General features: G+C 67.0%; 18 protein-coding genes. 13 read left to right on the top strand and 5 right to left on the bottom strand.

The annotated features are described in order from the left end of the window. Positions 1–103: 103 nt before the first annotated feature. A complete protein-coding gene (locus ACYCAX_RS22245; protein WP_460248854.1) occupies positions 104–1,093 on the bottom strand; it encodes an NAD-dependent epimerase/dehydratase family protein in 990 nt (329 codons plus the stop codon). A gap of 190 nt (positions 1,094–1,283) precedes the next feature. On the opposite strand from ACYCAX_RS22245, the gene ACYCAX_RS22240 reads away from it, so the two are divergent. Then, positions 1,284–2,345, top strand: a complete 1,062-nt coding sequence (locus ACYCAX_RS22240; protein WP_015478819.1) for a saccharopine dehydrogenase family protein — start codon at positions 1,284–1,286, stop codon at positions 2,343–2,345. Here the strand turns inward: ACYCAX_RS22240 and ACYCAX_RS22235 are convergent. After that, positions 2,332–3,237, bottom strand: a complete 906-nt coding sequence (locus ACYCAX_RS22235) for a LysR family transcriptional regulator ArgP (RefSeq protein ID WP_086009622.1) — start codon at positions 3,235–3,237, stop codon at positions 2,332–2,334. The two genes, ACYCAX_RS22240 and ACYCAX_RS22235, sit on opposite strands and share 14 nt — an antisense overlap. Positions 3,238–3,330: 93 nt before the next feature. On the opposite strand from ACYCAX_RS22235, the gene ACYCAX_RS22230 reads away from it, so the two are divergent. From ACYCAX_RS22230 to ACYCAX_RS22185, 10 genes are all read left to right on the top strand, one after another. Continuing rightward, positions 3,331–3,753, top strand: a complete 423-nt coding sequence (locus tag ACYCAX_RS22230; RefSeq protein ID WP_460248853.1) for an ACT domain-containing protein — start codon at positions 3,331–3,333, stop codon at positions 3,751–3,753. Positions 3,754–3,756: 3 nt separating this feature from the next. Then, positions 3,757–4,359, top strand: a complete 603-nt coding sequence (locus ACYCAX_RS22225) for a LysE/ArgO family amino acid transporter (protein ID WP_015478822.1) — start codon at positions 3,757–3,759, stop codon at positions 4,357–4,359. A gap of 321 nt (positions 4,360–4,680) precedes the next feature. Then, entirely contained in the window at positions 4,681–5,262 is a 582-nt protein-coding gene (gene sodB, locus ACYCAX_RS22220) for a superoxide dismutase [Fe] (protein WP_152225940.1), read from the top strand. 192 nt (positions 5,263–5,454) lie between these two features. Continuing rightward, a complete protein-coding gene (locus ACYCAX_RS22215) occupies positions 5,455–7,536 on the top strand; it encodes a putative bifunctional diguanylate cyclase/phosphodiesterase (RefSeq protein ID WP_015478824.1) in 2,082 nt (693 codons plus the stop codon). A gap of 317 nt (positions 7,537–7,853) precedes the next feature. After that, on the top strand, positions 7,854–9,197 hold the full coding sequence (locus tag ACYCAX_RS22210) for an imelysin family protein (protein ID WP_460248852.1): 1,344 nt from the start codon (positions 7,854–7,856) through the stop codon (positions 9,195–9,197). A gap of 188 nt (positions 9,198–9,385) precedes the next feature. After that, a complete protein-coding gene (locus tag ACYCAX_RS22205; protein ID WP_015478826.1) occupies positions 9,386–10,807 on the top strand; it encodes a di-heme oxidoreductase family protein in 1,422 nt (473 codons plus the stop codon). A gap of 15 nt (positions 10,808–10,822) precedes the next feature. Continuing rightward, a complete protein-coding gene (locus tag ACYCAX_RS22200; protein WP_460248851.1) occupies positions 10,823–11,884 on the top strand; it encodes an imelysin family protein in 1,062 nt (353 codons plus the stop codon). Positions 11,885–11,908: 24 nt separating this feature from the next. After that, complete coding sequence (locus ACYCAX_RS22195; RefSeq protein WP_460248850.1) at positions 11,909–13,003, top strand: DUF1513 domain-containing protein; 1,095 nt, start codon at positions 11,909–11,911, stop codon at positions 13,001–13,003. A 373-nt stretch (positions 13,004–13,376) separates the two neighbouring features. Then, positions 13,377–14,489 carry an efflux RND transporter periplasmic adaptor subunit gene (locus tag ACYCAX_RS22190; RefSeq protein ID WP_460248849.1) on the top strand — a complete coding sequence of 371 codons (1,113 nt, stop codon included), beginning with the start codon at positions 13,377–13,379 and terminating at the stop codon, positions 14,487–14,489. Between the two features lie 114 nt (positions 14,490–14,603). Continuing rightward, positions 14,604–17,660: a multidrug efflux RND transporter permease subunit gene (locus ACYCAX_RS22185; RefSeq protein WP_460248848.1), complete on the top strand. Its 3,057-nt coding sequence runs from the start codon at positions 14,604–14,606 to the stop codon at positions 17,658–17,660. A gap of 93 nt (positions 17,661–17,753) precedes the next feature. On the opposite strand, the gene ACYCAX_RS22180 is transcribed toward ACYCAX_RS22185, so the two are convergent. The 3 genes from ACYCAX_RS22180 to ACYCAX_RS22170 all read right to left on the bottom strand — a co-directional run bounded on the left by ACYCAX_RS22180 (position 17,754) and on the right by ACYCAX_RS22170 (position 21,433). Continuing rightward, positions 17,754–19,118, bottom strand: a complete 1,365-nt coding sequence (locus ACYCAX_RS22180; protein ID WP_015478831.1) for a spinster family MFS transporter — start codon at positions 19,116–19,118, stop codon at positions 17,754–17,756. A 277-nt stretch (positions 19,119–19,395) separates the two neighbouring features. After that, entirely contained in the window at positions 19,396–20,418 is a 1,023-nt protein-coding gene (gene hemH / locus ACYCAX_RS22175) for a ferrochelatase (RefSeq protein WP_015478832.1), read from the bottom strand. A 112-nt stretch (positions 20,419–20,530) separates the two neighbouring features. Further along, a complete protein-coding gene (locus ACYCAX_RS22170; RefSeq protein ID WP_460248847.1) occupies positions 20,531–21,433 on the bottom strand; it encodes a TIGR01777 family oxidoreductase in 903 nt (300 codons plus the stop codon). 271 nt (positions 21,434–21,704) lie between these two features. On the opposite strand from ACYCAX_RS22170, the gene ACYCAX_RS22165 reads away from it, so the two are divergent. Together ACYCAX_RS22165 and ACYCAX_RS22160 are read left to right on the top strand one after the other, a co-directional pair. Further along, the gene (locus ACYCAX_RS22165; RefSeq protein WP_460248845.1) at positions 21,705–22,688 is read left to right on the top strand and encodes an NAD(P)/FAD-dependent oxidoreductase; all 984 of its coding nucleotides are present in this window, start codon (positions 21,705–21,707) and stop codon (positions 22,686–22,688) included. A 151-nt stretch (positions 22,689–22,839) separates the two neighbouring features. Further along, complete coding sequence (locus tag ACYCAX_RS22160) at positions 22,840–23,619, top strand: YbgA family protein (protein WP_460248844.1); 780 nt, start codon at positions 22,840–22,842, stop codon at positions 23,617–23,619. Positions 23,620–23,634 lie beyond the last annotated feature (15 nt).

The raw sequence follows: 23,634 nt of genomic DNA, 5'->3' as shown, positions 1-23,634 counted from the left end.
TCGGCCTGCGGCCGATACGGCGGGGTAGACATAGAATCTCCTACACGGAAAGTCCTGCGCCAAGAACTGCTCTCGCAGCGGGATAACAGATGGCGCAGGAGCGCTACGCCCCGCGCAACCGCCACCAGTCGCAGAACTCATCCAGCGCATCCCACAGGCTCGCCTGCGGGTCGTAGTCGAGGTACCGGCGGGCACGGGAGATGTCCAGGGAGAAATCCTTGGCCATCACCGCCATCCCCAGGCGGTGCAGGGTCGGCTCCGGGCGTCCCGGCAGCACCGTGCACACGCCCTCGTTGAGCAGCGCCAGGGTGTAAGCCAGGGGATAAGGCGTGTGTTGCGTCACCGGCGGCAGGTCCAGCCGGCGCAGCACGTAGTTCACCACATCCCACAGCGGCAGCGGCTGGCCGTTGCTGATGTTGTAGGCCTGGCCGAGCGCCGCATCGTCCGCCGTCAGGCTGGCGAGCAGCGCGTCGTTGAGGTTCTGGATGCTGGTGAAGTCCACCTTGTTCAGCCCCTGGCCGATGATCCGCAGGCGCCCCTTGCGGTGCGCGGCGATCATCCGCGGGAAGATGCTGGTGTCGCCAGCGCCGGTAACGAAGCGCGGACGCAGCGCCAGCACTTCCAGGCCGAACTCCTGGGCGCCGAGGGCCACCAGCTCGGACTGGTATTTGGTCGAACCGTAGTGGTTGGCGAAGCGCTTGGGCACCTGCTGCTCGGTGATGCCGACATGGGACCGGCCATCGAAATAGATCGACGGCGACGACAGGTGCACCAGCCGGCGCACCTTCTGTTTGAGGCAGGCCTCGACCACCGACTCGGTCATGCTCACGTTGGCCTGGTGAAAGTACTCGTGGCTGCCCCACACGCCCACCGCGCCGGCGCAATGCACCACGGCATCGACATTGCTGCACAACGCGCGCACCAGCGCCGGATCGGCGAGGTCGCCCGCCATGAACTCGGCGCCGCGCGCCGCCAGCGGTTGCAACGCTTCGGCGCGCCGTCCGTTCACCCGCACCGCCAGCCCCTGCTCCAGGGCGAAACGGGCAAAGCGCCCGCCAACGAACCCGCTGGCTCCGGTGATCAGAATCTTCATGCACGCCACTCCTGTTCTTCCAGTGCGGCGACTCTAGCAGCCGTCGCACCGCGCCACTCTGGCCTTGCACGCCAGAAACGAGTCCTTGCAGACCGCACGGCGGCGCCAGGGTTGCACAACGTATGATCGGTGACAGGCCGGTGAGCGAAGGAACTACGCTCTAGGGATTGGATTTCAACGAGAGCACAGCATGAGCACGTCCCACTGGATGATCTACGGCGCCAACGGCTACACCGGTCGGCTGGTGGCCGAACAGGCGCAACGCGAGGGCCTGACGCCGCTCCTGGGCGGGCGCAATCCGGCCAGCCTGCATGCCCTGGGCAGCGCGCTGGGCCTCGAATGCCGCGTCTTCGACCTGAACGACAGCGCCGCCGCCCAGGCCGCGCTGGCGGATGTCGCGGTGGTCGCCAACTGCGCCGGCCCCTTCTCCGCCACCGCCGCGCCGATGATCGAGGCGTGCATCGCCAGCGGCACGCACTACGTGGACATCACCGGCGAGATCTCTGTCTTCGAATACGCCCACGGCCTCGATGAGGTCGCCCGCACGGCCGGCATCGCGCTGTGTCCCGGCGTGGGCTTCGACGTGATCCCCACCGATTGCGTCGCCGCCTGCTTGAAGGAAGCCATGCCGGAAGCGACGCACCTGGCCCTGGGCTTCGACAGCGGCAGCGGGCTGTCGCCGGGCACCGCCAAGACCACCGTGGAAGCCCTCAAGCTCGGCGGCAAGGTGCGCGAGGCCGGACGCCTGCGCGACGTGCCGCTGGGCTACAAGCGCCGCGACATCGACTTCGGCCGTGGCCTCAAGCATGCCGTGACCATCCCCTGGGGCGACGTGGCGACCGCCTATTACTCCACCGGCATCAGCGACATCGAGGTCTACCTGCCGGTACCGCCCGCCGCCGCCGTCGGCATGCGTCTGATCGACAGGCTGCGCCCGCTGCTGGGCCGCGAGCGGGTGCAGGAATGGCTCAAGGAACAGGTGGACAGGCGTGTCCACGGCCCCGACGAACTGGCCCGCAGCAAGCTGCGCACCTGGGTCTGGGGCGAAGTTCGCAACGCCCGTGGCGAGCGCCGCACCGCGCGGCTGGAAACCGCCAACGGCTACGACGTGACTCTTCACGGCGTGCTGTTCGCCGTGCGCCACCTGCTCGCCCAGCCCGAGTCCGCCGGCTACTTCACGCCATCGAAGCTGTTCGGCCCGCGCTGCATCGAGCAACTGCCGGGCAGCGGCAAGGTCGTCATTCGGGGCTGATCGGCACCAGCAGCCCCGGCGCGCGCCGGCGCAGGTGCCCGGTCAGGGCGGTGAGCAGTTCGCCGCCGTTGCGCCAGTGGTGCCAGTAGAGCGGCACGTCGATCACCTGCCCCGGCAGCATTTCCACCAGTTCGCCGCGCTCCAGTTCGGCCGCCACCTGCTGCTCGGGGACCAGGCCCCAGCCGAGGCCGCCGCTGGTCATGCGCACGAAGCCTTCGGACGACGGGCACAGGTGGTAGCTGAAGTGGCCGTCGAGGCCGAGGCTCTTCAGGTAACGGTGCTGCAACTGATCGTCCGGGCCGTAGACGATGGCCGGCGCACGCATCAGCCCTTGCGGCGTGACACCCCGTGGAAAGTGCCGCGCGATGAATTCCGGGCTGGCCAACCCGCGATAGCGCATGGCGCCCAGCGGCTCGCAACGCCCCCCGGCCACCGGACGCGGGCTGGCGCAGACGCAACCGGCCACCTCGCCGGCGCGCATGCGCTTGAGGCCGACTTCCTGGTCTTCGACCACCAGGTCCAGCAGCACATGGCGCTCGCCGCAGAAGTCCCCCACCACCTTCGCCCACCAGGTCGCCAGGCTGTCGGCGTTCAGCGCCAGGCGCAGGCGCTCGGGCGCCGCGCCGTCGTCCAGCGCCGGCACCCATTGCTGCAGGTCGCCCTCCAGCAGGCGCACCTGCTGCACATGGTTGAGCAGGCGCCGGCCCAGTTCGGTCGGCTGCGGCCGCGCCGAGCGCACCAGCACCGGCTGGCCGACGCGCGCTTCGAGCAGTTTGATGCGCTGGGAAATCGCCGACTGCGACAGCCCCAGCACCTGGGCGCCGCGCTCGAAACCGCCCTGCTCCACCACGGCGGCCAGGGCGGCGAGCAGCTTGTAGTCGAACATGATCAGTTTTCCTAATGAGATATCAGCAACATTGGTTTTTCTTATACCGCCACACTCCCCACAATCGCCAGCAAATCCCCTCTTCGATGGACCTCCCCAATGGCTGGCGAAACCTCCCTGGCCGCGTTGCTGCGCGGCATGACCCCGGTACTCAACGATGGCGAGTACGTGTTCTGCACCCTGCCCGACGGCCAATGGCCCGCCGGCGTGCAGCCACTGGGCAGCTTCCGCGAGCGCGAAGGGCTGACGCTGATCCTGCCGCGCGCCGAGGCCGAAGAGGCCGGACTGGTCTTCGACTACGTCGCCGCCTGGCTGACCCTGGAAGTACATTCGGCGCTGCAGGCGATCGGCCTTACCGCCGCCGTGGCGACCGCCCTGGCGAAAGCCGGGATCAGTTGCAACGTGGTCGCCGCCTGGTACCACGACCACCTGTTCGTCGCCCACGCCGACGGCCCGCGCGCGCTGGACGTGCTGCGCGTCCTCGCGGCCAATCCCCCCGCTGTCGATAAGGGAGAGGTCTGAGCCATGTGGCAGAGCTACCTGAACGGCCTGCTGGTCGCCGCCGGCCTGATCATCGCCATCGGCGCGCAGAACGCCTTCGTCCTCGCCCAGAGCCTGCGCCGCGAACACCACCTGTCGGTGGCGGCACTGTGCGTGCTGTGCGACGCCATCCTGGTCAGCGCCGGAGTGTTCGGCCTGGCCAAGATCCTCGCCGAGAACCCCACGCTGCTGGCCATAGCCCGCTGGGGCGGGGTGACCTTCCTGCTCTGGTACGGGCTCAAGGCGCTGCGCCGGGCGATCGCCCCGGAAGCGATGGCCGATGCCGGGGATACGGGCCCGCGCTCGCGCCGTACCGTGCTGATGGCGGCGCTGGCGGTGACCTTGCTCAACCCGCACGTCTACCTCGACACCGTGCTGCTGATCGGCTCCCTCGGCGCCCAGCAGGCGGCGCCCGGTGCCTACGCGATGGGCGCGGCCAGCGCCTCGCTGCTGTGGTTCTTCACCCTGGCCCTGGGCGCCGCCTGGCTCGCCCCCTGGCTGGCGCGGCCCACCACCTGGCGCCTGGTGGACCTGATGGTGGCGGTGATGATGCTGGGCATGGCGGCGCAACTGGTATTCGCCGGCTGAGCACGCGCAACGGGAAAAACTCCGAACGACGATCCGTCATCCCGGTCAGTGCATAGTGAGGGGCGAACGCCAGAGCAGCGCCGGTTGCACGGCCTTTGCCCCTACAGATGCTGCGTGGATATGCCACAGGTCGGGTGCTATGATCCGATCTTCGCGGCGCCGGCGGGCTCAAGCCTGCCGGACGCAACGGGTGCGCGGTCCTGTTCCTTCGCGGACGCATTGCCGCAACGCCCGTATGCCGCGACAAACACCGAACCGGCCCCGTGTACCGGTCGCGCGTTCGCCGCGCTAGCCCAGACTGAGTGAGATAGGAGAGAGAACATGGCTTTCGAATTGCCGCCGCTGCCTTACGCGAAGAATGCCCTTGAGCCGCACATTTCCGCGGAAACCCTGGAATACCACCACGACAAGCACCACAACACCTACGTCGTGAACCTGAACAACCTGGTCCCGGGCACCGAGTTCGAAGGCAAGAGCCTGGAAGACATCGTCAAGACCTCTTCGGGCGGCATCTTCAACAACGCAGCCCAGGTGTGGAACCACACCTTCTACTGGAACTGCCTGAGCCCCAACGGCGGTGGCCAGCCCACCGGCGCCCTGGCCGATGCCATCAACGCTGCCTTCGGTTCCTTCGACAAGTTCAAGGAAGAGTTCAGCAAGACCTCCATCGGCACCTTCGGCTCCGGCTGGGGCTGGCTGGTGAAGAAGGCCGACGGCTCCCTGGCCCTGGCCAGCACCATCGGCGCCGGCTGCCCGCTGACCAGCGGCGACACCCCGCTGCTGACCTGCGACGTGTGGGAACACGCCTACTACATCGACTACCGCAACCTGCGTCCGAAGTATGTAGAAGCGTTCTGGAACCTGGTGAACTGGGACTTCGTAGCGAAGAACTTCGCTGCCTGATCGCCCCCAGCGTGACCCTGGAAACCCGGCCCTGTGCCGGGTTTCTTCGTTCTGCACGCGCAAGACACGGGGGTCGACTAACCTAGAAAGTCGGGGCTGTCAAAAATGCAACGATGGCCCTTTGACGCCATAGCTCCAATTGCCAATACTCAGACCAGTCTTTCGCCCCAGGCGATGAACAAGGAAAGCCCCTTGAAACTGGACCCCCGGCACAGCCTTTCCCTCAAGCTGCTGCGAATGGTGTTGCTCGCGGCCCTCGTGGTCGGGGTGGTACTGAGCTGTGCCCAGATCGTCTTCGATGCGTACAAGGCCCGGCAGGCGGTGCACAACGACGCCCAGCGCATCCTGGCGATGGTCCGCGACCCCTCCACCCAGGCGGTCTACAGCCTGGACCGCGACATGGCGATGCAGGTCCTCGAAGGCCTGTTCCAGCATGAAGCCGTGCGCTACGCCGCCATCGGCCATCCCGACGAGCCCATGCTGGCGGAGAAGTCCCGCCCGCTACTGGACTCCTCCACCCGCTGGCTGACCGACCCGATCCTGGGCGCCGAGCAGAACTACGCCATCCGCCTGGCCAGCCGCGGCGGTTCCAACGAATACTACGGCGACCTGAAGATCACCCTGGACACCGCGCCCTACGGCGAGGATTTCGTCACCACCTCGGGGATCATCTTCCTTTCCGGCATCCTCCGCGCCCTGGCCATGAGCCTGGTGCTGTTCATGGTCTACCACTGGCTGCTGACCAAGCCGCTGTCGAAGATCATCGAGCACCTGGCCTCGATCAACCCGGACCGCCCCAGCCAGCACAAGCTGCCGATGCTCCAGGGCCACGAGAAGGACGAGCTGGGCCTGTGGGTCAACACCGCCAACCAGTTGCTCGCCTCCATCGAGCGCAACGGCCACCTGCGCCGCGAGGCCGAAGACAGCCTGCTGCGCATCTCCCAATACGACTTTCTCACCGGCCTGCCCAATCGCAAGCTGCTGCAGCAGCGCCTGGACCAGATCCTCGAAGACGCCTCGCGCCTGCAACGCCGCGTCGCCGTACTGTGCCTGGGCCTGGATGACTTCAAGGGCATCAACGAACAGTACAGCTACCAGTTCGGCGACCAGTTGCTGATCGCCCTCGCCGACCGCCTGCGCACCCGCAGCGCGCACCTGGGCGCCCTGGCGCGGCTGGGGGGCGACCAGTTCGCCCTGGTCCAGGCCGACATCGAGCAGCCCTACGAAGCCGCCGAACTGGCGCAGCAGATCCTCGACGACCTGGAAGCGCCCTTCGAGCTGGACCAGCACCTGGTACACCTGCGCGCCACCATCGGCATCACGCTGTTCCCCGAGGACGGCGAAACCACCGAGAAGCTGCTGCAGAAAGCCGAGCAGACCATGACCCTGGCCAAGAGCCGCTCGCGCAACCGCTACCAGTTCTACATCGCCAGCGTCGACAGCGAGATGCGCCGCCGCCGCGAGCTGGAAAAGGACCTGCGCGAAGCCCTGGCGCGCAGCGAACTGCATCTGGTCTATCAGCCGCAGGTGGATTACCGCGATCACCGCGTGATCGGCGTCGAGGCACTGCTGCGCTGGCAGCACCCGACCCAGGGCTGGGTCGCGCCGGACCTGTTCATTCCGCTGGCGGAGCAGAACGGCAGCATCTTCAGCATCGGCGAGTGGGTGCTCGACCAGTCCTGCCGGCAACTGCGCGACTGGCACGACCAGGGTTTCGACGACCTGCGCCTGGCGGTCAACCTGTCCACCGTGCAGCTGCGCCACAACGCCCTGCCACGGGTGGTCAGCAACCTGTTGCAGATGCACCGCCTGCCGCCGCGCTCGCTGGAGCTGGAAATCACCGAGACCGGTCTGATGGAAGACATCTCCACCGCCGCCCAGCACCTGCTCAGCCTGCGCCGCGCCGGCGCCCTGATCGCCATCGACGACTTCGGCACCGGCTACTCGTCGCTGAGCTATCTCAAGAGCCTGCCGCTGGACAAGATCAAGATCGACAAGAGCTTCGTCCAGGACCTGCTGCTGGACGACGACGACGCCACCATCGTTCGCGCCATCATCCAGCTCGGCAAGAGCCTGGGCATGCAAGTGATCGCCGAGGGCGTGGAGACGGTCGAACAGGAGGCCTACATCATCGCCCAGGGTTGCCACGAGGGTCAGGGCTATCTGTACAGCAAGCCGCTGCCGGCGCGCGAGCTGACCCTCTACCTCAAGCAGGCACGGCGCCTGGCCGAAGCCGCCGGCGGCGGCTCCGGCGGCTCGGTCGAGCGCCACTGACGCCACCCCGTTCGCTTATCCCCAGTCGATCGACGCCCCAGCGTCGACGCCATGCCCTGCAGGAGCGAGCTTGCTCGCGAACCGCCCAGACGCCGGAACCACCGGGAAACACGGTTCGCGAGCGAGCTCGCTCCTACGAAAAGCAAACACCCCGCGGCCAAGGCGACGCTCACCGCCCTGCTGGCGACGTGCTGGCCCCACGACGAAAAGCTCCCTCGAACCAGCTCTTTTCAAAAATGAAAATCTTTCGCATTATGTTGCGGTTTTACTTTCGCACGCCTATTTCGCGCGCCTCCTACACACCAAAGGAATCCGTCATGACACGTATGCCCTGGGCCACTGCCAGCCTGCTGGCCATCGCCATCTCCCTCGCCGGCTGTGGCGATGACAAGAAAGCCGAAGCCCCCGCGAACCAGGCCGCCACCCCGGCAGCCAGTGCCCAGAGCAACGCCCCCGCGGCCGCCAAGGTCGACGAAGCCGCAGTCAAGGCCGTAGTGAAGAACTATGCCGACATCGCCGAAGCCACCTTCGGCGATGCCCTGACCACCGCCAAGACCCTGCAGGCCGCCGTCGACGCGCTGATCGCCAAGCCCAGCGAAGAGACCCTGAAGGCCGCCCGCGAAGCCTGGCTCGCCGCGCGCAAGCCCTACTCGCAGAGTGAAGGCTTCCGCTTCGGCAACGCCGTGGTCGACGACTGGGAAGGCGCGGTCAACGCCTGGCCGCTGGACGAAGGCCTGATCGACTACGTCGCCAAGGACTACCAGCACGCCGAAGGCAACGCCGGCGCCACCGCCAACATCGTCGCCAACACCGAGATCCAGGTCGGCGAAGACAAGATCGACGTGAAGGAAATCACCGGCGAGAAGCTGCTGAGCCTGAACGAGCTGGGCGGCTCCGAGGCCAACGTCGCCACCGGTTACCACGCCATCGAGTTCCTGCTCTGGGGCCAGGACCTGAACGGCACCCAGCCGGGCCCGGGCGACCGCAAGTACACCGACTACGTCCAGGGCAAGGACTGCAGCAATGGTCACTGCGACCGTCGCGCCGCCTATCTGAAGGCCGTCACCGACCTGCTGGTCGCGCAGATGGAAGAGATGGTCGGCAACTGGAAAGCCGGCGTGGCCGACAACTACCGCGCCAAGCTGGAAGCCGACAGCGCCGACAACAACCTGCGCAAGATGTTCTTCGGCCTGGGCAGCCTGTCCCTGGGCGAACTGGCCGGCGAGCGCATGAAAGTCGCCCTGGAAGCCAACTCCACCGAAGACGAGCACGACTGCTTCAGCGACGACACCCACCACACCCTGTTCTTCGATGCCAAGGGCATCCGCAACATCTACACCGGCGAGTACACGCGTGTGGACGGCAGCGTCGTGAAGGGCCCGAGCCTGTCCGACCTGGTGGCCAAGGCCAACGCCCAGGCCGACAGCGACGTGAAGGCCGACCTGGAAGCCACCGAGGCCAAGATGCAGGCCATCGTCGACCGTGCCGAGAAGGACGGCGTGCACTTCGACCAGATGATCGCCCCGGACGCCAAGGACGATCAGCAGAAGATCCGCGACGCCATCGCCTCGCTGGTCAAGCAGACCGGCGCCATCGAGAAGGCCGCGGCCGCCGTTGGCGTGCAGGACCTGAAGCCGGACACCGCCGATCACCAGTTCTGATCCGCACAGGTCGGCGCTGCGGCTCCACGCCGCAGCGCCGGTCCGGCCCCGACAGAGCCCCGCCATGCGGGGCTTTGTCGTTTTCGCGGGTGAAAGGGGTCGATTCTCAAATACAAATTTTTCATATTTGCATTTGACGCCCCTGATAAGATGGCGCGCTGCCATTTCACGTTCTGGAACTGAAGTCGATGCTCCACCGTCGCGCCGCCCTGCTCGTACCGCTGCTTTCCGTCCTCGCCCTTGCCGCATGCAAGCCGGAGACCTCCCGGCATGCCGTGGCCGAGCCGGGCGAAGCGCTTTCCGGCGGCGCCGCCACGGTCGGCCAGAGTGATCGCAACGCCTACTCCATGCCCTCGGCCAACCTCACGCCGAGCCGCCGCCTGGACTTCAGCGTGGGCAACAGCTTCTTCCGCAACCCCTGGGTGATCGCCCCGTCCACCACCACCGCGCGTGACGGCCTGGGCCCGCTGTTCAACACCAACGCCTGCCAGAACTGCCACATCAAGGACGGTCGCGGCCACCCGCCGGAGCCCAATGACGTCAACGCCGTCTCCATGCTGGTGCGCCTGTCGATCCCGGCCGGACCGGAAGATGCGCGCACCCTCAAGCGCCTCGGCGTGGTGCCCGAGCCGGTGTACGGCGGCCAACTGCAGGATTCGGCGATCCCCGGCGTGGCGCCCGAAGGCAAGGTGCGGGTGGACTACCAGCCGGTGCCGGTGACCTTCAAGGACGGCACCGTGGTCGAGCTGCGCAAGCCGACCCTGCGCATCAGCAACCTCGGCTACGGCCCGATGCAGACCAACACCCTGTTCTCCGCACGCATCGCCCCGCCGATGATCGGCCTGGGCCTGCTGGAATCGATCCGCGAGGAGGACATCCTCGCCAACGCCGACCCGGACGACGGCAACGGAGACGGAATCCGTGGCCACGCCAACCAGGTCTGGGACGATGCGCGCAATCAAACCGCGCTCGGCCGCTTCGGCTGGAAGGCCGGGCAGCCCAACGTCGCCCAGCAGAATGCCCACGCCTTCTCCGGTGACATGGGTCTGACCAGCGACCTGATCCCCACCGATGACTGCACCGAGGCCCAGGTCGACTGCCGCAACGCCCTCGATGGCGGCAAGCCGGAAGTCAGCCAGCGCATCTTCGACCAGGTCGCCTTCTACGCCCGCAACCTCGCGGTGCCGGCACGGCGCAAGGTCGACGACCCGCAGGTGCTGACCGGCAAGGGGCTGTTCTTCGACAGCGGCTGCAGCAGTTGCCACACCCCGAAATTCACCACCGGGCCCAACGCCGCCGAGCCGGAGCTGGCCAACCAGGTCATCCGTCCCTACAGCGATTTGCTGCTGCATGACATGGGCGACGGTCTCGCGGACAATCGCCCGGAATTTCTTGCCAGCGGGCGCGACTGGCGCACGCCGCCGCTGTGGGGCATCGGCCTGACCGAAACGGTCAACGGCCACACCCAGTTCCTCCACGACGGCCGCGCCCGCAACCTGCTCGAAGCCGTGCTCTGGCACGGCGGCGAAGCCGAAGCGGCCAAGCAGCGCGTACTGACTTTCGACGCCGGGCAGCGCGATGCCCTGCTGGCGTTCCTGAACTCACTCTAAGGAGCCGAGCCGAACATGTTCCGCCCCCGTCTACTGATCACCAGCCTCGCCATCGCCCTGGGCGCCTGCGCGCCCACCGACCCGCAGGCCACCACCAGCGCCACGCTGGCCCAGCAGGTGATCCTGCCGACCTACAGCCGCTGGGTGGACGCCGACCGCGCCCTGGCCGCCAGCGCCCTGGCCTACTGCCAGGGCAACGAGGACCTGGCCAAGGCCCGCGCCGACTTCATGGCCGCGCAGAAGGCCTGGGCCGAGCTGCAGCCGCTGCTGGTCGGCCCGCTGGCCGAGGGCAACCGCGCCTGGCAGGTGCAGTTCTGGCCGGACAAGAAGAACCTCGTGGCGCGCCAGGTCGAGCAACTGCTCAACAGCGGCAACGCGATTTCTCCGGCGACCCTGGATAAGTCCAGCGTCGTGGTCCAGGGTCTGACCGCCTACGAATACATCCTCTACGACGCCAGGATCGACCTGGCCAACGCCGAGACCAAGGCGCGCTACTGCCCGCTGCTGGAAGCCATCGGCAACCACCAGCAGGCCCTGGCGGAGAACATCCTGGCGCAGTGGAAGCAGGACGGCGGCATGCTCGCCCAGCTCTCCAAGTTCCCCAACGAGCGCTACGCCGACGCCCACGAAGCCATCGCCGAACTGCTGCGTGTGCAGGTCACCGCGCTGGACATGCTGAAGAAGAAACTCGGCACCCCACTGGGCCGCCAGAGCAAGGGCATCCCGCAGCCGTTCCAGGCCGAGGGCTGGCGCAGCGATGCCTCCCTGGCGAGTCTCGACGCCAGCCTGACCGGTGCCCAGGCGCTGTGGAACGGCACCGACAACAAGGGCCTGCGCGTCCTGCTGCCGGCCGAGCAGAAAGACCTGGCGGGCAAGATCGACGCGGCCTACGCCGATACCCACGGCAAGCTGAAGGCCATCGACCGGCCGCTGAGCGAACTGCTCAAGGATGACGCCGGCCTCAAGCAACTGAACGAGTTGTACGACAGCCTCAACATCGTCCACCGCCTGCATGAAGGCGATCTGGCGAAAGCTCTCGGTGTGCAGCTGGGCTTCAACGCCAACGACGGCGACTGATCGAGAACCAACGAGGTGAACGCCATGTTGCGACGTCACGTGATCGGCCTGGGCGGCCTGCTGCTCGGCGCCCTGACCTTCGGCGGCTGGACGCTGTCGCGCAAGGGCAGGGAGCCCCTGCTGCTGTCCGCCCGCGACGACGCGGATGGCAAGCACTACGCGGTGGGCTACCGCCTGGATGGCAGCCGCGTGTTCGCCACGCAAGTGGGCCTGCGCTGCCACGACATCGTCCAGCACCCCAGCCTGCCGCTGGCACTGTTCGTCGCCCGCCGGCCGGGCCGGCAGAGCTACCTGATCGACCTGGACGATGGCCGCCTGCTGCAGACCCTCGACTCGCAGGCCGACCGCCACTTCTACGGCCACGGCGTCTGGCACAAGGACGGCGAGTGGCTCTACGCCACCGAGAACGACACCACCGATCCGGGGCGCGGCATGCTCGGCGTGTACCGTTTCGACGGCGAACGCCTCGCGCATGCCGGCGAAGTCTCGACCCACGGCCTCGGCCCGCACCAGGTGTCGTGGATGCCCGACGGCGAGACCCTGGTGGTCGCCAACGGAGGCATCCGCACCGAAGCCGAAAGCCGCGTGGAGATGAACCTCGACGCGATGGAACCGAGCCTGGTGCTGATGCGTCGCGACGGCAGCCTGATCTCCAAGGAAACCCTGCCCCAGCAGATGAACAGCGTGCGCCACCTGGCTATCGCCGCGGACGGCACCATCGTCGCCGGCCAGCAGTACATGGGCGATGCCCACGACCACGCCGACCTGCTCGCCATCAAGCGTCCCGGCAAAGCCTTCCAGCCCTTCCCGCTGGCCGACGGGCAGCGTCTGGCGATGACCCAGTACACCGCCAGCGTCGCCATCCACAGCGACCTGCGCCTGGTGGCACTGACCGCGCCGCGCGGCAACCGTTTCTTCATCTGGGACCTGGACACGGGCGCCGTGCGCCTGGACGCGCCACTGCCCGATTGCGCCGGGGTCGGCGCAGTGAAGGAAGGTTTCGTCGTCACCTCCGGGCAAGGCCGCTGCCGCGTCTACGACTGCCGCAGCGAACGCATCGCCGGCACTCCGCTGGAACTGCCGCCGGCATTCTGGGACAACCACCTGCACCTGGCCTGAACTCCCGCTCCGAACGATCGCCACGCATCGGCCCGCGCCGAGGAAGGCCCGTCCGGCGAGTTCGCCGACATTCTCCACACGCTCAGCGCCTGACGTTTCAGCCATACGGATGTGGCCCCCTTCTTCGCGACGCACCGTTTCGGCGCAGTACTTCGCCGGTAAATCGACATCGACGGGAAGCGTCTTGTAATGACGGACCTTTGACTCCCCGGGAAACTAGGAATAAGGTGCCGGATTGCGCCCCGCAACGGGGCGTCCCCCGTATCGGCTTCAGAGCCTGATCGACACCCCGCGAAACGGAAGGCCGTCCGGCTGCCCCTGGACGAGCGCAGCGCGGCGGATTGCTGCCAGGCACGTACCAAGGAACAGGAAGATGTTGCGCCGCATGCTGATCATGCTGGGCGTGGTTGCCGTCATCATTGCGGTGCTCGCCGGCTCGAAGTACCTCTCCATCCAGAAACAGATCGCCCTGTTCTCGGCTCCGCGGCCACCGGTCAGCGTCACCGCGACCGACGCCGTGCAGCGTGACTGGCAAAGCCGCCTGCCGGCCATCGGCACCCTGCGCGCCATCCAGGGTGTGACGGTCACCGCCGAAGTCTCGGGCATCGTGCGCAGCATCCAGTTCATCTCCGGCGACAAGGTGAAGCAGGACCAGCCCATCCTGCAGATGGATGACGACGTCGAGCAGGCCACCCTGCGCAGCGCCGAGGCGGACCTCGGCCTGGCCCAGGTGGAGTACAACCGTGGCCGCAACCTGATCGACCGCCAGGCCATTTCCAGGAGCGACTACGACCGCCTCGCCGCGCAACTGAACCGCTCCACCGCCACCGTGGCGCAACTGCGCGCGGCGCTGGCGAAGAAGCGCATCCTCGCGCCCTTCGCCGGCACCGCCGGCATCCGCCGGGTGGACGTGGGCGACTATGTTTCGCCGGGTACCGAGATCGTCACCCTGCAGGACCTCTCCACCCTGCTGGTCGACTTCTTCCTGCCGGAACAGGACTTCCCCCTGCTCAAGCCCGACCAGGTCGTCAGCGTGCGGGTCGCGGCCTACCCCGGACAGCGTTTCGAGGCGCGCATCGAGGCGATCAGCCCGCGGGTGGACAACGAAACCCGCAACCTGCTGGTCCGCGCCAGCATGGGCAACCCCGACGGCAAGCTGCTGCCGGGCATGTTCGCCAACCTGGAGGTGCAACTGCCCGACAGCGCGCCGCGCATCGTGGTCCCGGAAACCGCCGTGGCCTTCACCCTCTACGGCAACTCGGTGTACGTGGTCGGCCCGCAGAAGGACAAGGACGGCAAGGTGCAGACCAACGACAAGGGCGAACCGGCCCTGGCTGTGGAGCGCCGCTTCGTCAAGACCGGCGAGCGCCGCGAAGGCAGCGTGGTGATCGTCGAGGGCCTGAAGGCCGGCGAGCGAGTCGTCACCTCCGGCCAGCTCAAGCTCGACAGCGGCACGCCGGTGGCGATCGTTCCGGACGCACAGTAAGAGACAGCAGTGCCCTCGCCCCCGGCGAGGGCAACGAGAGTCAACGGATTTCGCGAGCCAGAGCCACACGGCATGGCCGACGCGCAGCCAATCCGACCAGGAAGGATTGAGAGCATGTTCACCGATCCCTTTATCCGTCGCCCGGTGTTGGCGACCGTGGTCAGCCTACTGATCGTCCTGCTCGGCATGCAGGCCTTCAGCAAGCTGGTGATCCGCGAATACCCGCAGATGGAAAACGCGCTGATCACCGTCACCACCTTCTACGCCGGGGCCAACGCCGAGACCATCCAGGGCTACATCACCCAGCCGCTGCAGCAGAGCCTGGCCAGCGCCGAAGGCATCGACTACATGACCTCGGTGAGCCGGCAGAACTACTCGGTGATCTCGATCTACGCGCACATCGGCGCCAACACCGACCGCCTGGTGACCGAGCTGCTGTCGAAGATCGGCGAGGTGAAGACCCAGTTGCCGCCCGACGCCGAAGACCCGGTGCTGGACAAGGAAGCCGCCGACGCCTCGGCGCTGATGTACATCAGCTTCTTCAGCGAGCAGATGAACAACCCGCAGATCACCGACTACCTGTCGCGCGTGGTACAGCCCAAGCTGGCCACCCTGCCGGGCATCGCCGAGGCCGAGATCCTCGGCAACCAGGTCTTCGCCATGCGCCTGTGGCTGAACCCGGTGAAGATGGCCGCCTATGGCATCACCGCAGGGGACATCGACAACGCGGTGCGCCAGTACAACTTCCTCTCCGCCGCCGGCGAGGTGAAGGGCGAGCTGGTGGTCACCTCGGTGAACGCCTCCACCGACCTGAAGTCCCCGGAAGCCTTCGCCGCCATCCCGCTCAAGACCGAGGGCGACCGCCGCGTGCTGATGAGCGACGTGGCGCGCATCGAACTAGGCGCGGCGAGCTACGACGCGGTCAGCTCGTTCAACGGAATCCCCTCGGTGTACATCGGCATCAAGGGCACGCCCAGCTCCAACCCGCTGGACGTGATCAAGGAAGTCCGCGCCAAGATGCCCGAACTGGAAGAACAACTGCCGCCGGGCCTGCAGGTATCCATCGCCTACGACGCCACGCGCTTCATCCAGGCGTCCATCGACGAGGTAGTGAAGACCCTGGGCGAGGCGATCCTGATCGTCATCGTGGTGGTCTTCCTGTTCCTCGGCGCGCTGCGCTCGGTGATCATCCCGGTGGTGACCATCCCGCTGTCGATGATCGGCGTGCTGTTCTTCATGCAGATGATGGGCTACTCGATCAACCTACTGACCCTGCTGGCGATGGTGCTCGCCATCGGCCTGGTGGTGGACGACGCCATCGTGGTGGTGGAGAACATCCACCGCCACATCGAGGAGGGCAAGACGCCGTTCCAGGGCGCCATCGAGGGCGCGCGGGAAATCGCCGTGCCGGTGGTGACCATGACCATCACCCTGGCCGCCGTGTACGCGCCCATCGGCTTCCTCAGCGGCCTCACCGGCGCGCTGTTCAAGGAGTTCGCCTTCACCCTGGCCGGTGCGGTGATCATCTCCGGCATCGTAGCCCTGACGCTGTCGCCGATGATGTGCTCGCGCCTGCTGCGCCACGACGAGAACCCCAGCGGCCTGGCCCATCGCCTGGACCTGATCTTCGAGGGCCTGAAGGTGCGCTACCAGCGCGCCCTGCACGGCACCCTGAACAGCCGTCCGGTGGTGATTGTCTTCGCCGCGCTGGTGCTGGCGATCATCCCGCTGCTGATGATGCTCACCCACAAGGAACTGGCCCCGGAGGAAGACCAGGGCATCGTCTTCATCATGGCCAACGCGCCGCAGACCGCGAACCTGGACTACCTATCCAAGTACACCGCCGAGTTCGAGGACATTTTCCGCAAGTTCCCCGAGTACTATTCGGCGTTCCAGATCAACGGCTACAACGGCGTGCAGACCGGTATCGGCGGCATGCTGCTCAAGCCCTGGGACGAGCGCGAGCGCAGCCAGATGGAGCTGCTCTCGGCGGTACAGGCGGAACTGGACAAGATCCCCGGCCTGCAGATCTTCGGCTTCAACCTTCCGTCGCTGCCGGGCACCGGCGAGGGCCTGCCGTTCCAGTTCGTGATCAACACCGCCAGCGACTACCAGTCGCTGCTGCAGGTGGTCGAGCGGGTGAAGAAACGCGCCGAGGAATCGGGCAAGTTCGCCTTCCTCGACCTCGACCTGGCGTTCGACAAGCCGGAACTGGTGGTCGACATCGACCGTGCCAAGGCCGCGCAGATGGACGTCACCATGCAGGACCTGGGCGTCTCCCTGGGCGCGCTGCTGGGCGAGGGCGAGATCAACCGCTTCACCATCGACGGGCGCAGCTACAAGGTGATCGCCCAGGTCGAGCGCGCCTACCGCGACAACCCGGGCTGGCTGAGCAACTACTACGTGAAGAGCCGGGGCGGCCAGCTGATCTCGCTGTCCACCCTGGTGACCTTCCACGAGCGCGCGCGGCCGCGCCAGCTCAACCAGTTCCAGCAGCTCAACTCGGCGATCATCTCCGGCGTGCCGATGGTCAGCATGGGCGAGGCCATCGACACGGTGCGCGGCATCGCCGAGCAGGAATCGCCGCGCGGCTTCTCCTTCGACTACGCCGGCGCCTCGCGGCAATTCGTGCAGGAAGGCAGCGCGCTGATGGTCACCTTCGCCCTCGCGCTGGCGGTGATCTTCCTGGTGCTGGCGGCGCAATTCGAGAGCTTCCGCGATCCGCTGGTGATCATGGTCACCGTGCCGCTGTCGATCTGCGGCGCGCTGATCCCGCTGTTCCTCGGCCTGTCGAGCCTGAACATCTATACCCAGGTGGGCCTGGTGACGCTGATCGGCCTGATCAGCAAGCACGGCATCCTCATCGTCGAGTTCGCCAACCAGCTGCGCCACGAGCGCGGGTTGTCGGTGCGCGAGGCGGTGGAGGAAGCCGCGGCGATCCGCCTGCGCCCGGTGCTGATGACCACCGCCGCGATGGTGCTGGGGGTAATCCCGCTGCTGCTCGCCACCGGCGCCGGCGCGGTGAGCCGCTTCGACATCGGTATCGTGATCGCCACCGGCATGAGCGTGGGCACGCTGTTCACCCTGTTCGTGCTGCCGTGCGTGTACACGCTGCTGGCCAAGCCGGACCCGAAGCCCGTCGGAGACAACGCCCCGGCCTCGGCGCACTGAACGAAAAAGCCCCGCTGATGCGGGGCTCCTTTCTGGAGGCGGATATGGCCCGCCCCCAGCTCCTACGGATCATCCGGGGCAGCAATGCCCTGATCACGCCGGCTGGCGCTGCATCGCGCCGCTGGGACTCTCCCCTTTCAGGCTCCAGCTCTTGAGATGTTCCACGCTGTCGCGATAGGGCTTGAGCCCCCGCGCCAGCAGGAAAGAACCGGCCAGCAGCGCCACCAGGCTCACGATGAGCAACGAGTAGCGCAGCGCCATATCGTCGGCGAACACATAGTCGGTCACCAGGGCAATGGCGGTCGGGCCGACACCCAGGCCCAGCAGGGTGACCACGAACAGGTAGATGGCCGAAGCCTGGCCGCGCATGGAATTGGGCATGATTTCCTGGATCGCCGCCGGTGCGACGCCGAACGGCATGCCGAGGCAGAACACGATGGGCGCCATCAGCGCCGCCGCGGCATTGCCGCTGTCCAGCAGCGGGTAGACCAGGGTGAAGGGGATCGCCAGGATCGCCGCCAGCAGGCCTACGCGCATGTTGGCGTCGGTACGTCCGCGCTTGGCCCAGTAGTCCGCCAGGCGACCGCCACTGACGATGCCCAGGCAGCCGAACACCGCGACGATGCTGCCGTACACCACGCCCACATGGCCGGCATCCCAGCCGTAGGTGCGAACGAAGAAGGTCGGTATCCAGGCGCCGCTGCCGTAGCTGGCGAAGGAAATGCAGGCGAAGCCGAAGTTGTGGCAGATCACCGTCTTGCGATTGGCGCGCAGGTAGGCGCCCACCTCGCTCATCGGCACCACCACGCCGGCCCCCGCGCCGCGCCGGGTCGGCTCCTTCACCGCCAGCATCAGCAGGGTGAAGAGCACACCGGCGGCGCCCAGGAGCAGGAAGATCAGTTGCCACGGCCGCACTTCGCCGAGGATCGGCAGGTGCACGTCGCCCTGGGCCGAGGCGAACTTGATCACCAGTCCGCCGAGCAGGAAGGCCAGGCCCGAGCCGAGGTAGATGCCCATCGAATACACGCTGATGGCGGTGGCGCGGCGCTGGGCCGGGAAGCTGTCGGCGATCAGCGAATAGGCCGCCGGCGACAGCGCCGCCTCGCCCACGCCGACGCCGACGCGGAACAGCAGGAAGTGCCAATACTGCCGGGCCAGGCCACAGGCGGCGGTCATGGCGCTCCAGACCAGTACGCCGACGGTGATCAGCCCGCGCCGGCTGCGGCTGTCGGCCATGCGCCCGAGCGGGATGCCGCACAAGGTGTAGAACAGCGCGAAGGACAGGCCCATCAGCAGGCTCATCTGCGTGTCGCTGATGTCCAGGTCGCGACGGATGGGGCCGACCAGCAGGTTGAGGATCTGCCGGTCGATGAAGGACAGGACATAGGCGACCATGAGGATCGCAACCGTGGACCAGGCCACGGCACTGGAGGGGTAGCCGTTATTGTTGTTGTGCATGCCGGGCTCCTGAATGCCGCCAACGCGGCGATGGCGATGGGGAGAAGCGCAGGGTAGGCACTGAGGACGAGCGGCGCGCGCACTATCAGGTCTCTGAATGCGAGCGTTGGCCGTTGGCTGATGGATGGGCGGTCAAGGATTGGCCGAGGGGTTTTGCTGGAAACACTTGCAGGAGCGAGCTTGCTCGCGAACAGACTATCCGGCGGCTCCGGTGCCAAGCGGGTTCGCGAGCAAGGGCTGGGCGCCCCCTCGGTCCTACAAAGAGCTGAGCCTGCGCTCAGATCACCGTCGGCATCCGCTCGCACAGTTTCGCCAGCGCCTTGGCCCACAGCGCCTGATCGTTCAGGCAGGGCACCAGCACCAGTTCTTCCCCACCCGCCGCGCGGAACTGCTCGCTGCCACGCTGGCCGATTTCCTCCAGGGTCTCGATGCAGTCGGCGACGAAGGCCGGGCACATCACCAGCAGGCGCCTCACCCCCTGCTTGCCGAGCCTGTCCAGTTGCGCCTCGGTATAGGGTTCGATCCACTTGTTGCGGCCCAGGCGCGACTGGAAGGACACCGACCAGCGCCCGTCCTCGAGCCCCGCACCCACGGCGAAATCCTCCGCCGTGCGCAGGCACTGGCTGCGGTAACAGACCGCCATGACGTCCTCGTGCACACCGCGGCTGGAGCTGGCGGTGAGGTCGTGGCCCTTGTCCTTCACCAGCTTGCGGATGTGCGACTCGGGCAGGCCGTGGAAGCTCAGCAGCAGGTGGTCGTAGGGTTGCGCAAGGTAGGGCTTCACGCTGTCCACCAGCGCCCGGCGGTACTCCGCCTCGGCGTAGAACGGCGGCAGCACCTTCAATTCGAATTTCAGGCCGCGCTCGCGCATGACCCGGCGCGCTTCCTCGATGGCGGTGGTGGTGGTGCTGTCGGCGAACTGCGGGTAGAGCGGCGCGAAGGTCACCTGGGTGACGCCCTGCTGGCTCAGGCGCAGCAGGGCCGACTCGATGGACGGCTCGCCATAACGCATCCCCAGCTCCACCGGACCGTGCGGCCAGTGGGGACGGATCGCCTCCTGCAGGCGACGGCTGAGCACGATCAGCGGCGAACCCTCGTCCCACCAGATCGATGCGTAGGCATGGGCCGACTCCTCGGGACGCTTGCGCAGGACCAGCGACACCAGCAGGCGGCGGATCGGCCACGGCAGGTCGATCACATAGGGGTCCATGAGGAACTGATCGAGGTAGCGGCGCACGTCCTCGACCTGGGTGGAAGCCGGAGAGCCCAGGTTGACCAGCAGGAGGGCGTTTTGGGTCATGCAATGTCCTTGGAATCGGTTCACGATCTCGCCGGGCGGGCCCGGTGGGGCTGCGCAGTTTACACGCAGCGGTTTGCCGCACGGCCTGTCGCCGTTGCCGCAGGGCGGCGGCTCAACGCTCGCGCAACACGTCCGCCAGGGCGTCCGGCAACTCGGTGAAGCGGAACGTGAAGCCCGCGTCGAGCAAACGGCGCGGCACCACGCGCTGCCCGCCCAGGAGCAATACCGACAGCTCGCCGAGCATCAGGCGCAAGGCGAAACCGGGCACGCCCAGTACGGTCGGCCGGTGCAACGCGCGCCCCAGCTCGCGGGTAAAGTCCCGGTTACGGACCGGCTGCGGCGCGCAGGCATTATAAGGACCCTCGGTATCGGCCCGCTGCAAAAGAAAATCGATGAGGGCGATCTGGTCTTCGATATGGATCCAGGACATCCACTGCCGGCCGTCCCCCAACTGGCCGCCCAGCCCCATGCGGAACGGTGGCAGCAGGCGCTTGAGAAAGCCGCCCTCGGGCGCCAGCACCAGCCCGGTGCGCACCAGCACCACGCGAACGCCTAGCGCCTCGGCTTCCCGGGCGATCTGCTCCCAGGCCAGGCACAGTTCGCTGGCGAAATCCTCGCCGGCCGCCGCGCTGTTTTCCTCCAGCGGACGTTCACCGGCATCGCCGTACCAGCCCACCGCCGAACCATTGATCAGCACGCTGGGACGCTGGCTCCGGGTTTCCAACCAGGCCACCAGACGCTCGGTCAGCCCGACCCGGCTGCCCCACAGCAGCGCCTTGCGCTTCGCGCTCCAGGGCTTGTCGGCAATCGGCTCGCCGGCCAGATTGACCACCGCGTCCAACGGCCCATCGCCGTAGTCCTGGAAATCGGCGATCCCGCGCACCGTCTCACCGCATAACGCCGCGACCCGCTGCGGCTGGCGACTGAGCACGGTCAGGCGGTGCCCGGCGGCACTCCACTGGCGGCACAGGCGGCGACCTATCAGCCCGGTACCACCGGTCAACAGAATATGCATGGCGAACTCCTCGTCAGCGTGTTCCACCTACCATCAGTCTGGACGAAACAGCGGCGCTCGCACCTGCCCGGACAACGCTGAGCGTCTACGCTGTATTTGCCGGGACCGGCCGCGCCCATTCATGAAGGAACCGATGAGGCGGAGAAGGTTCCGATGATCGGCCCCCTGCCGATCACGGGTGCAATGGCAGTCAGACGATTGTACAGATCAAATCATTTGTACAAGCCATGCGCGCTCGTTACTCTGAAAAACACAACCAACGAGGCACGTCATGAGCGCCCCCATTGCCATCATTGGCACCGGTATCGCCGGACTCTCGGCCGCCCACGCCCTGCGGGACGCCGGACAGGACGTCCAGCTGTTCGACAAGGGTCACGGCAGCGGCGGCCGCATGGCCAGCAAGCGCAGCGAAGCCGGCGCCCTCGATCTCGGCGCGCAATACTTCACCGCCCGCGATCGACGCTTCCTCGACGCCATCCAGAAATGGCGCGAACACGGCTGGGTCGCCGAATGGGACCCGGCCCTGTACCAATACCGCGACGGCGAACTGAGCCCCTCGCCGGACGAACAGCCGCGCTGGGTCGGCACGCCGCGAATGAGCGCGATCACCCGCGCGCTGCTGCAGGGCCAGGTGGTGACCTTCACCTGTCGCATCACCGAGGTCTACCGCGGCGAAGAGCACTGGCACCTGCAGGACTCCGAAGGCCAGACCCACGGTCCCTACAGCCGCGTACTGGTCGCCACCCCGGCGCCCCAGGCCGCCGCGCTGCTGGCCAGTGCGCCGAAGCTGGCCGCCGCCGCCGCGAGCATTCCAATGGAGCCGACCTGGGCGGTCGCCCTGGCCTTCCGCGAACCGCTGGACACGCCGGTGCAAGGCTGCTTCGTCCATGAAGGCCCGCTGTCCTGGCTGGCCAGCAACCATTCCAAGCCGGGCCGTGACGAACAGCTGGATACCTGGGTGCTGCACGCCGCCAGCGGCTGGAGCAAGCAGCACATCGACCTGCCCAAGGAAAGCGTGATCGAGCACCTGCGCGGCGCCTTCGCCGAGCTGATCGGCTGCGCCGTGCACGCCCCCGACTTCGCCCTCGCCCACCGCTGGCTCTATGCGCGGCCAATGGAAGCCCACCAGTTCGGCGCCCTGGCCGATGCGGACCTGGGCATCTACGCCTGCGGCGACTGGTGCCTGTCCGGCCGTGTCGAAGGCGCCTGGCTGAGCGGCCTGGAAGCCGCTCGCCGCCTGCTGGAACACCTCTGATCCTCGCTCCCTCTCCCCTTGGGAGAGGGAGCAGAACAGCGCCTGCCCCATCGCCTGCTCGCCCTGCCTTTGCGTGGGAGCTGACACGCACCTATGCTTATCAAGAGTTGTACAACACAATTTGTCTTGTACAAGAAATCGGTCAGCCCAGATGCCTGTTCCCACGCCCAGACCCCAGCTCGCCATCAGCCTCGACCTGCTGAACGCACTCAGCGAACACCAGGCTCCGCGCCTGTGCCTGGAAGTGCTTGGCCGACATTTCGACTTCGTTCCGCTGCCCCCGGAAATCGTAGACGCCGGCGATCCGCCACAGGCCGCACCGTTGCAGAACGTCTGCGGCTATATCGTCACGCGCCAGCCGTCAGGCGCGCCGCACAACGAAGCCTTGCACGCGACGCACCCGGAGCGGCCGGTGGAAGAGGAAAGCCGGCTCGACGACCCGGTATTGCGCGAGAACTTCCTCACCCGCGTCTTCGCCTGTGCCGCCTGGCAGGCCCTGTGTACGCAAGGCCTCACTCGTGCCGGCCTGATCGCCTTCCACTCGCGCTACAAGTACCAGCTGATGGCGCACAACCCGCGCCAGTACCGTCTGCTCGGCCAGCGCCTGGCGACCCTCAGCAGCCAGCCGCTGGACAGCTTTGCCGCCCGCTACATCCGGGACTTCATGCAGGCGCTGGCGAGCTGCGCCAGCCGTGGTACCCACAGCAACGTGCTGCAGCACCTGGCCGGCTACCTCAAGCGCGACCTGCCCGCCCTGGAGAAGTCGGAGCTGCAGCACCTGATCGACCAGTACCGCTGTGGCGTAGTCCCGTTGGCGGCACCGCTCAGCCTGCTGAAACAGCACTTTCGTCGATATCCCCATCCCTACCTCCAGGACCAGGCCTACCTGCAACGGCAGCCAGAAGGCCCGGGCCCACGCGCCACTCCCTGACACGACATCCGAGCC

It is taken from the genome of Pseudomonas sp. MT3, from assembly GCF_054720805.1.
Note: the sequence above shows the minus strand (reverse complement) of the source record. Positions and strands in the feature narration are given on the sequence as shown.

Bases quoted from the DNA above. Each gene is read 5' to 3' on its own strand.
- ACYCAX_RS22245 (WP_460248854.1), bottom strand. From the start codon at position 1,093: ATGAAGATTCTGATCACCGGAGCCAGCGGGTTCGTTGGCGGGCGCTTT.
- ACYCAX_RS22240 (WP_015478819.1), top strand. From the start codon at position 1,284: ATGAGCACGTCCCACTGGATGATCTACGGCGCCAACGGCTACACCGGT.
- ACYCAX_RS22230 (WP_460248853.1), top strand. From the start codon at position 3,331: ATGGCTGGCGAAACCTCCCTGGCCGCGTTGCTGCGCGGCATGACCCCG.
- ACYCAX_RS22225 (WP_015478822.1), top strand. From the start codon at position 3,757: ATGTGGCAGAGCTACCTGAACGGCCTGCTGGTCGCCGCCGGCCTGATC.
- sodB (WP_152225940.1), top strand. From the start codon at position 4,681: ATGGCTTTCGAATTGCCGCCGCTGCCTTACGCGAAGAATGCCCTTGAG.
- ACYCAX_RS22210 (WP_460248852.1), top strand. From the start codon at position 7,854: ATGACACGTATGCCCTGGGCCACTGCCAGCCTGCTGGCCATCGCCATC.
- ACYCAX_RS22205 (WP_015478826.1), top strand. From the start codon at position 9,386: ATGCTCCACCGTCGCGCCGCCCTGCTCGTACCGCTGCTTTCCGTCCTC.
- ACYCAX_RS22200 (WP_460248851.1), top strand. From the start codon at position 10,823: ATGTTCCGCCCCCGTCTACTGATCACCAGCCTCGCCATCGCCCTGGGC.
- ACYCAX_RS22195 (WP_460248850.1), top strand. From the start codon at position 11,909: ATGTTGCGACGTCACGTGATCGGCCTGGGCGGCCTGCTGCTCGGCGCC.
- ACYCAX_RS22190 (WP_460248849.1), top strand. From the start codon at position 13,377: ATGTTGCGCCGCATGCTGATCATGCTGGGCGTGGTTGCCGTCATCATT.
- ACYCAX_RS22185 (WP_460248848.1), top strand. From the start codon at position 14,604: ATGTTCACCGATCCCTTTATCCGTCGCCCGGTGTTGGCGACCGTGGTC.
- ACYCAX_RS22180 (WP_015478831.1), bottom strand. From the start codon at position 19,118: ATGCACAACAACAATAACGGCTACCCCTCCAGTGCCGTGGCCTGGTCC.
- hemH (WP_015478832.1), bottom strand. From the start codon at position 20,418: ATGACCCAAAACGCCCTCCTGCTGGTCAACCTGGGCTCTCCGGCTTCC.
- ACYCAX_RS22170 (WP_460248847.1), bottom strand. From the start codon at position 21,433: ATGCATATTCTGTTGACCGGTGGTACCGGGCTGATAGGTCGCCGCCTG.
- ACYCAX_RS22165 (WP_460248845.1), top strand. From the start codon at position 21,705: ATGAGCGCCCCCATTGCCATCATTGGCACCGGTATCGCCGGACTCTCG.
- ACYCAX_RS22160 (WP_460248844.1), top strand. From the start codon at position 22,840: ATGCCTGTTCCCACGCCCAGACCCCAGCTCGCCATCAGCCTCGACCTG.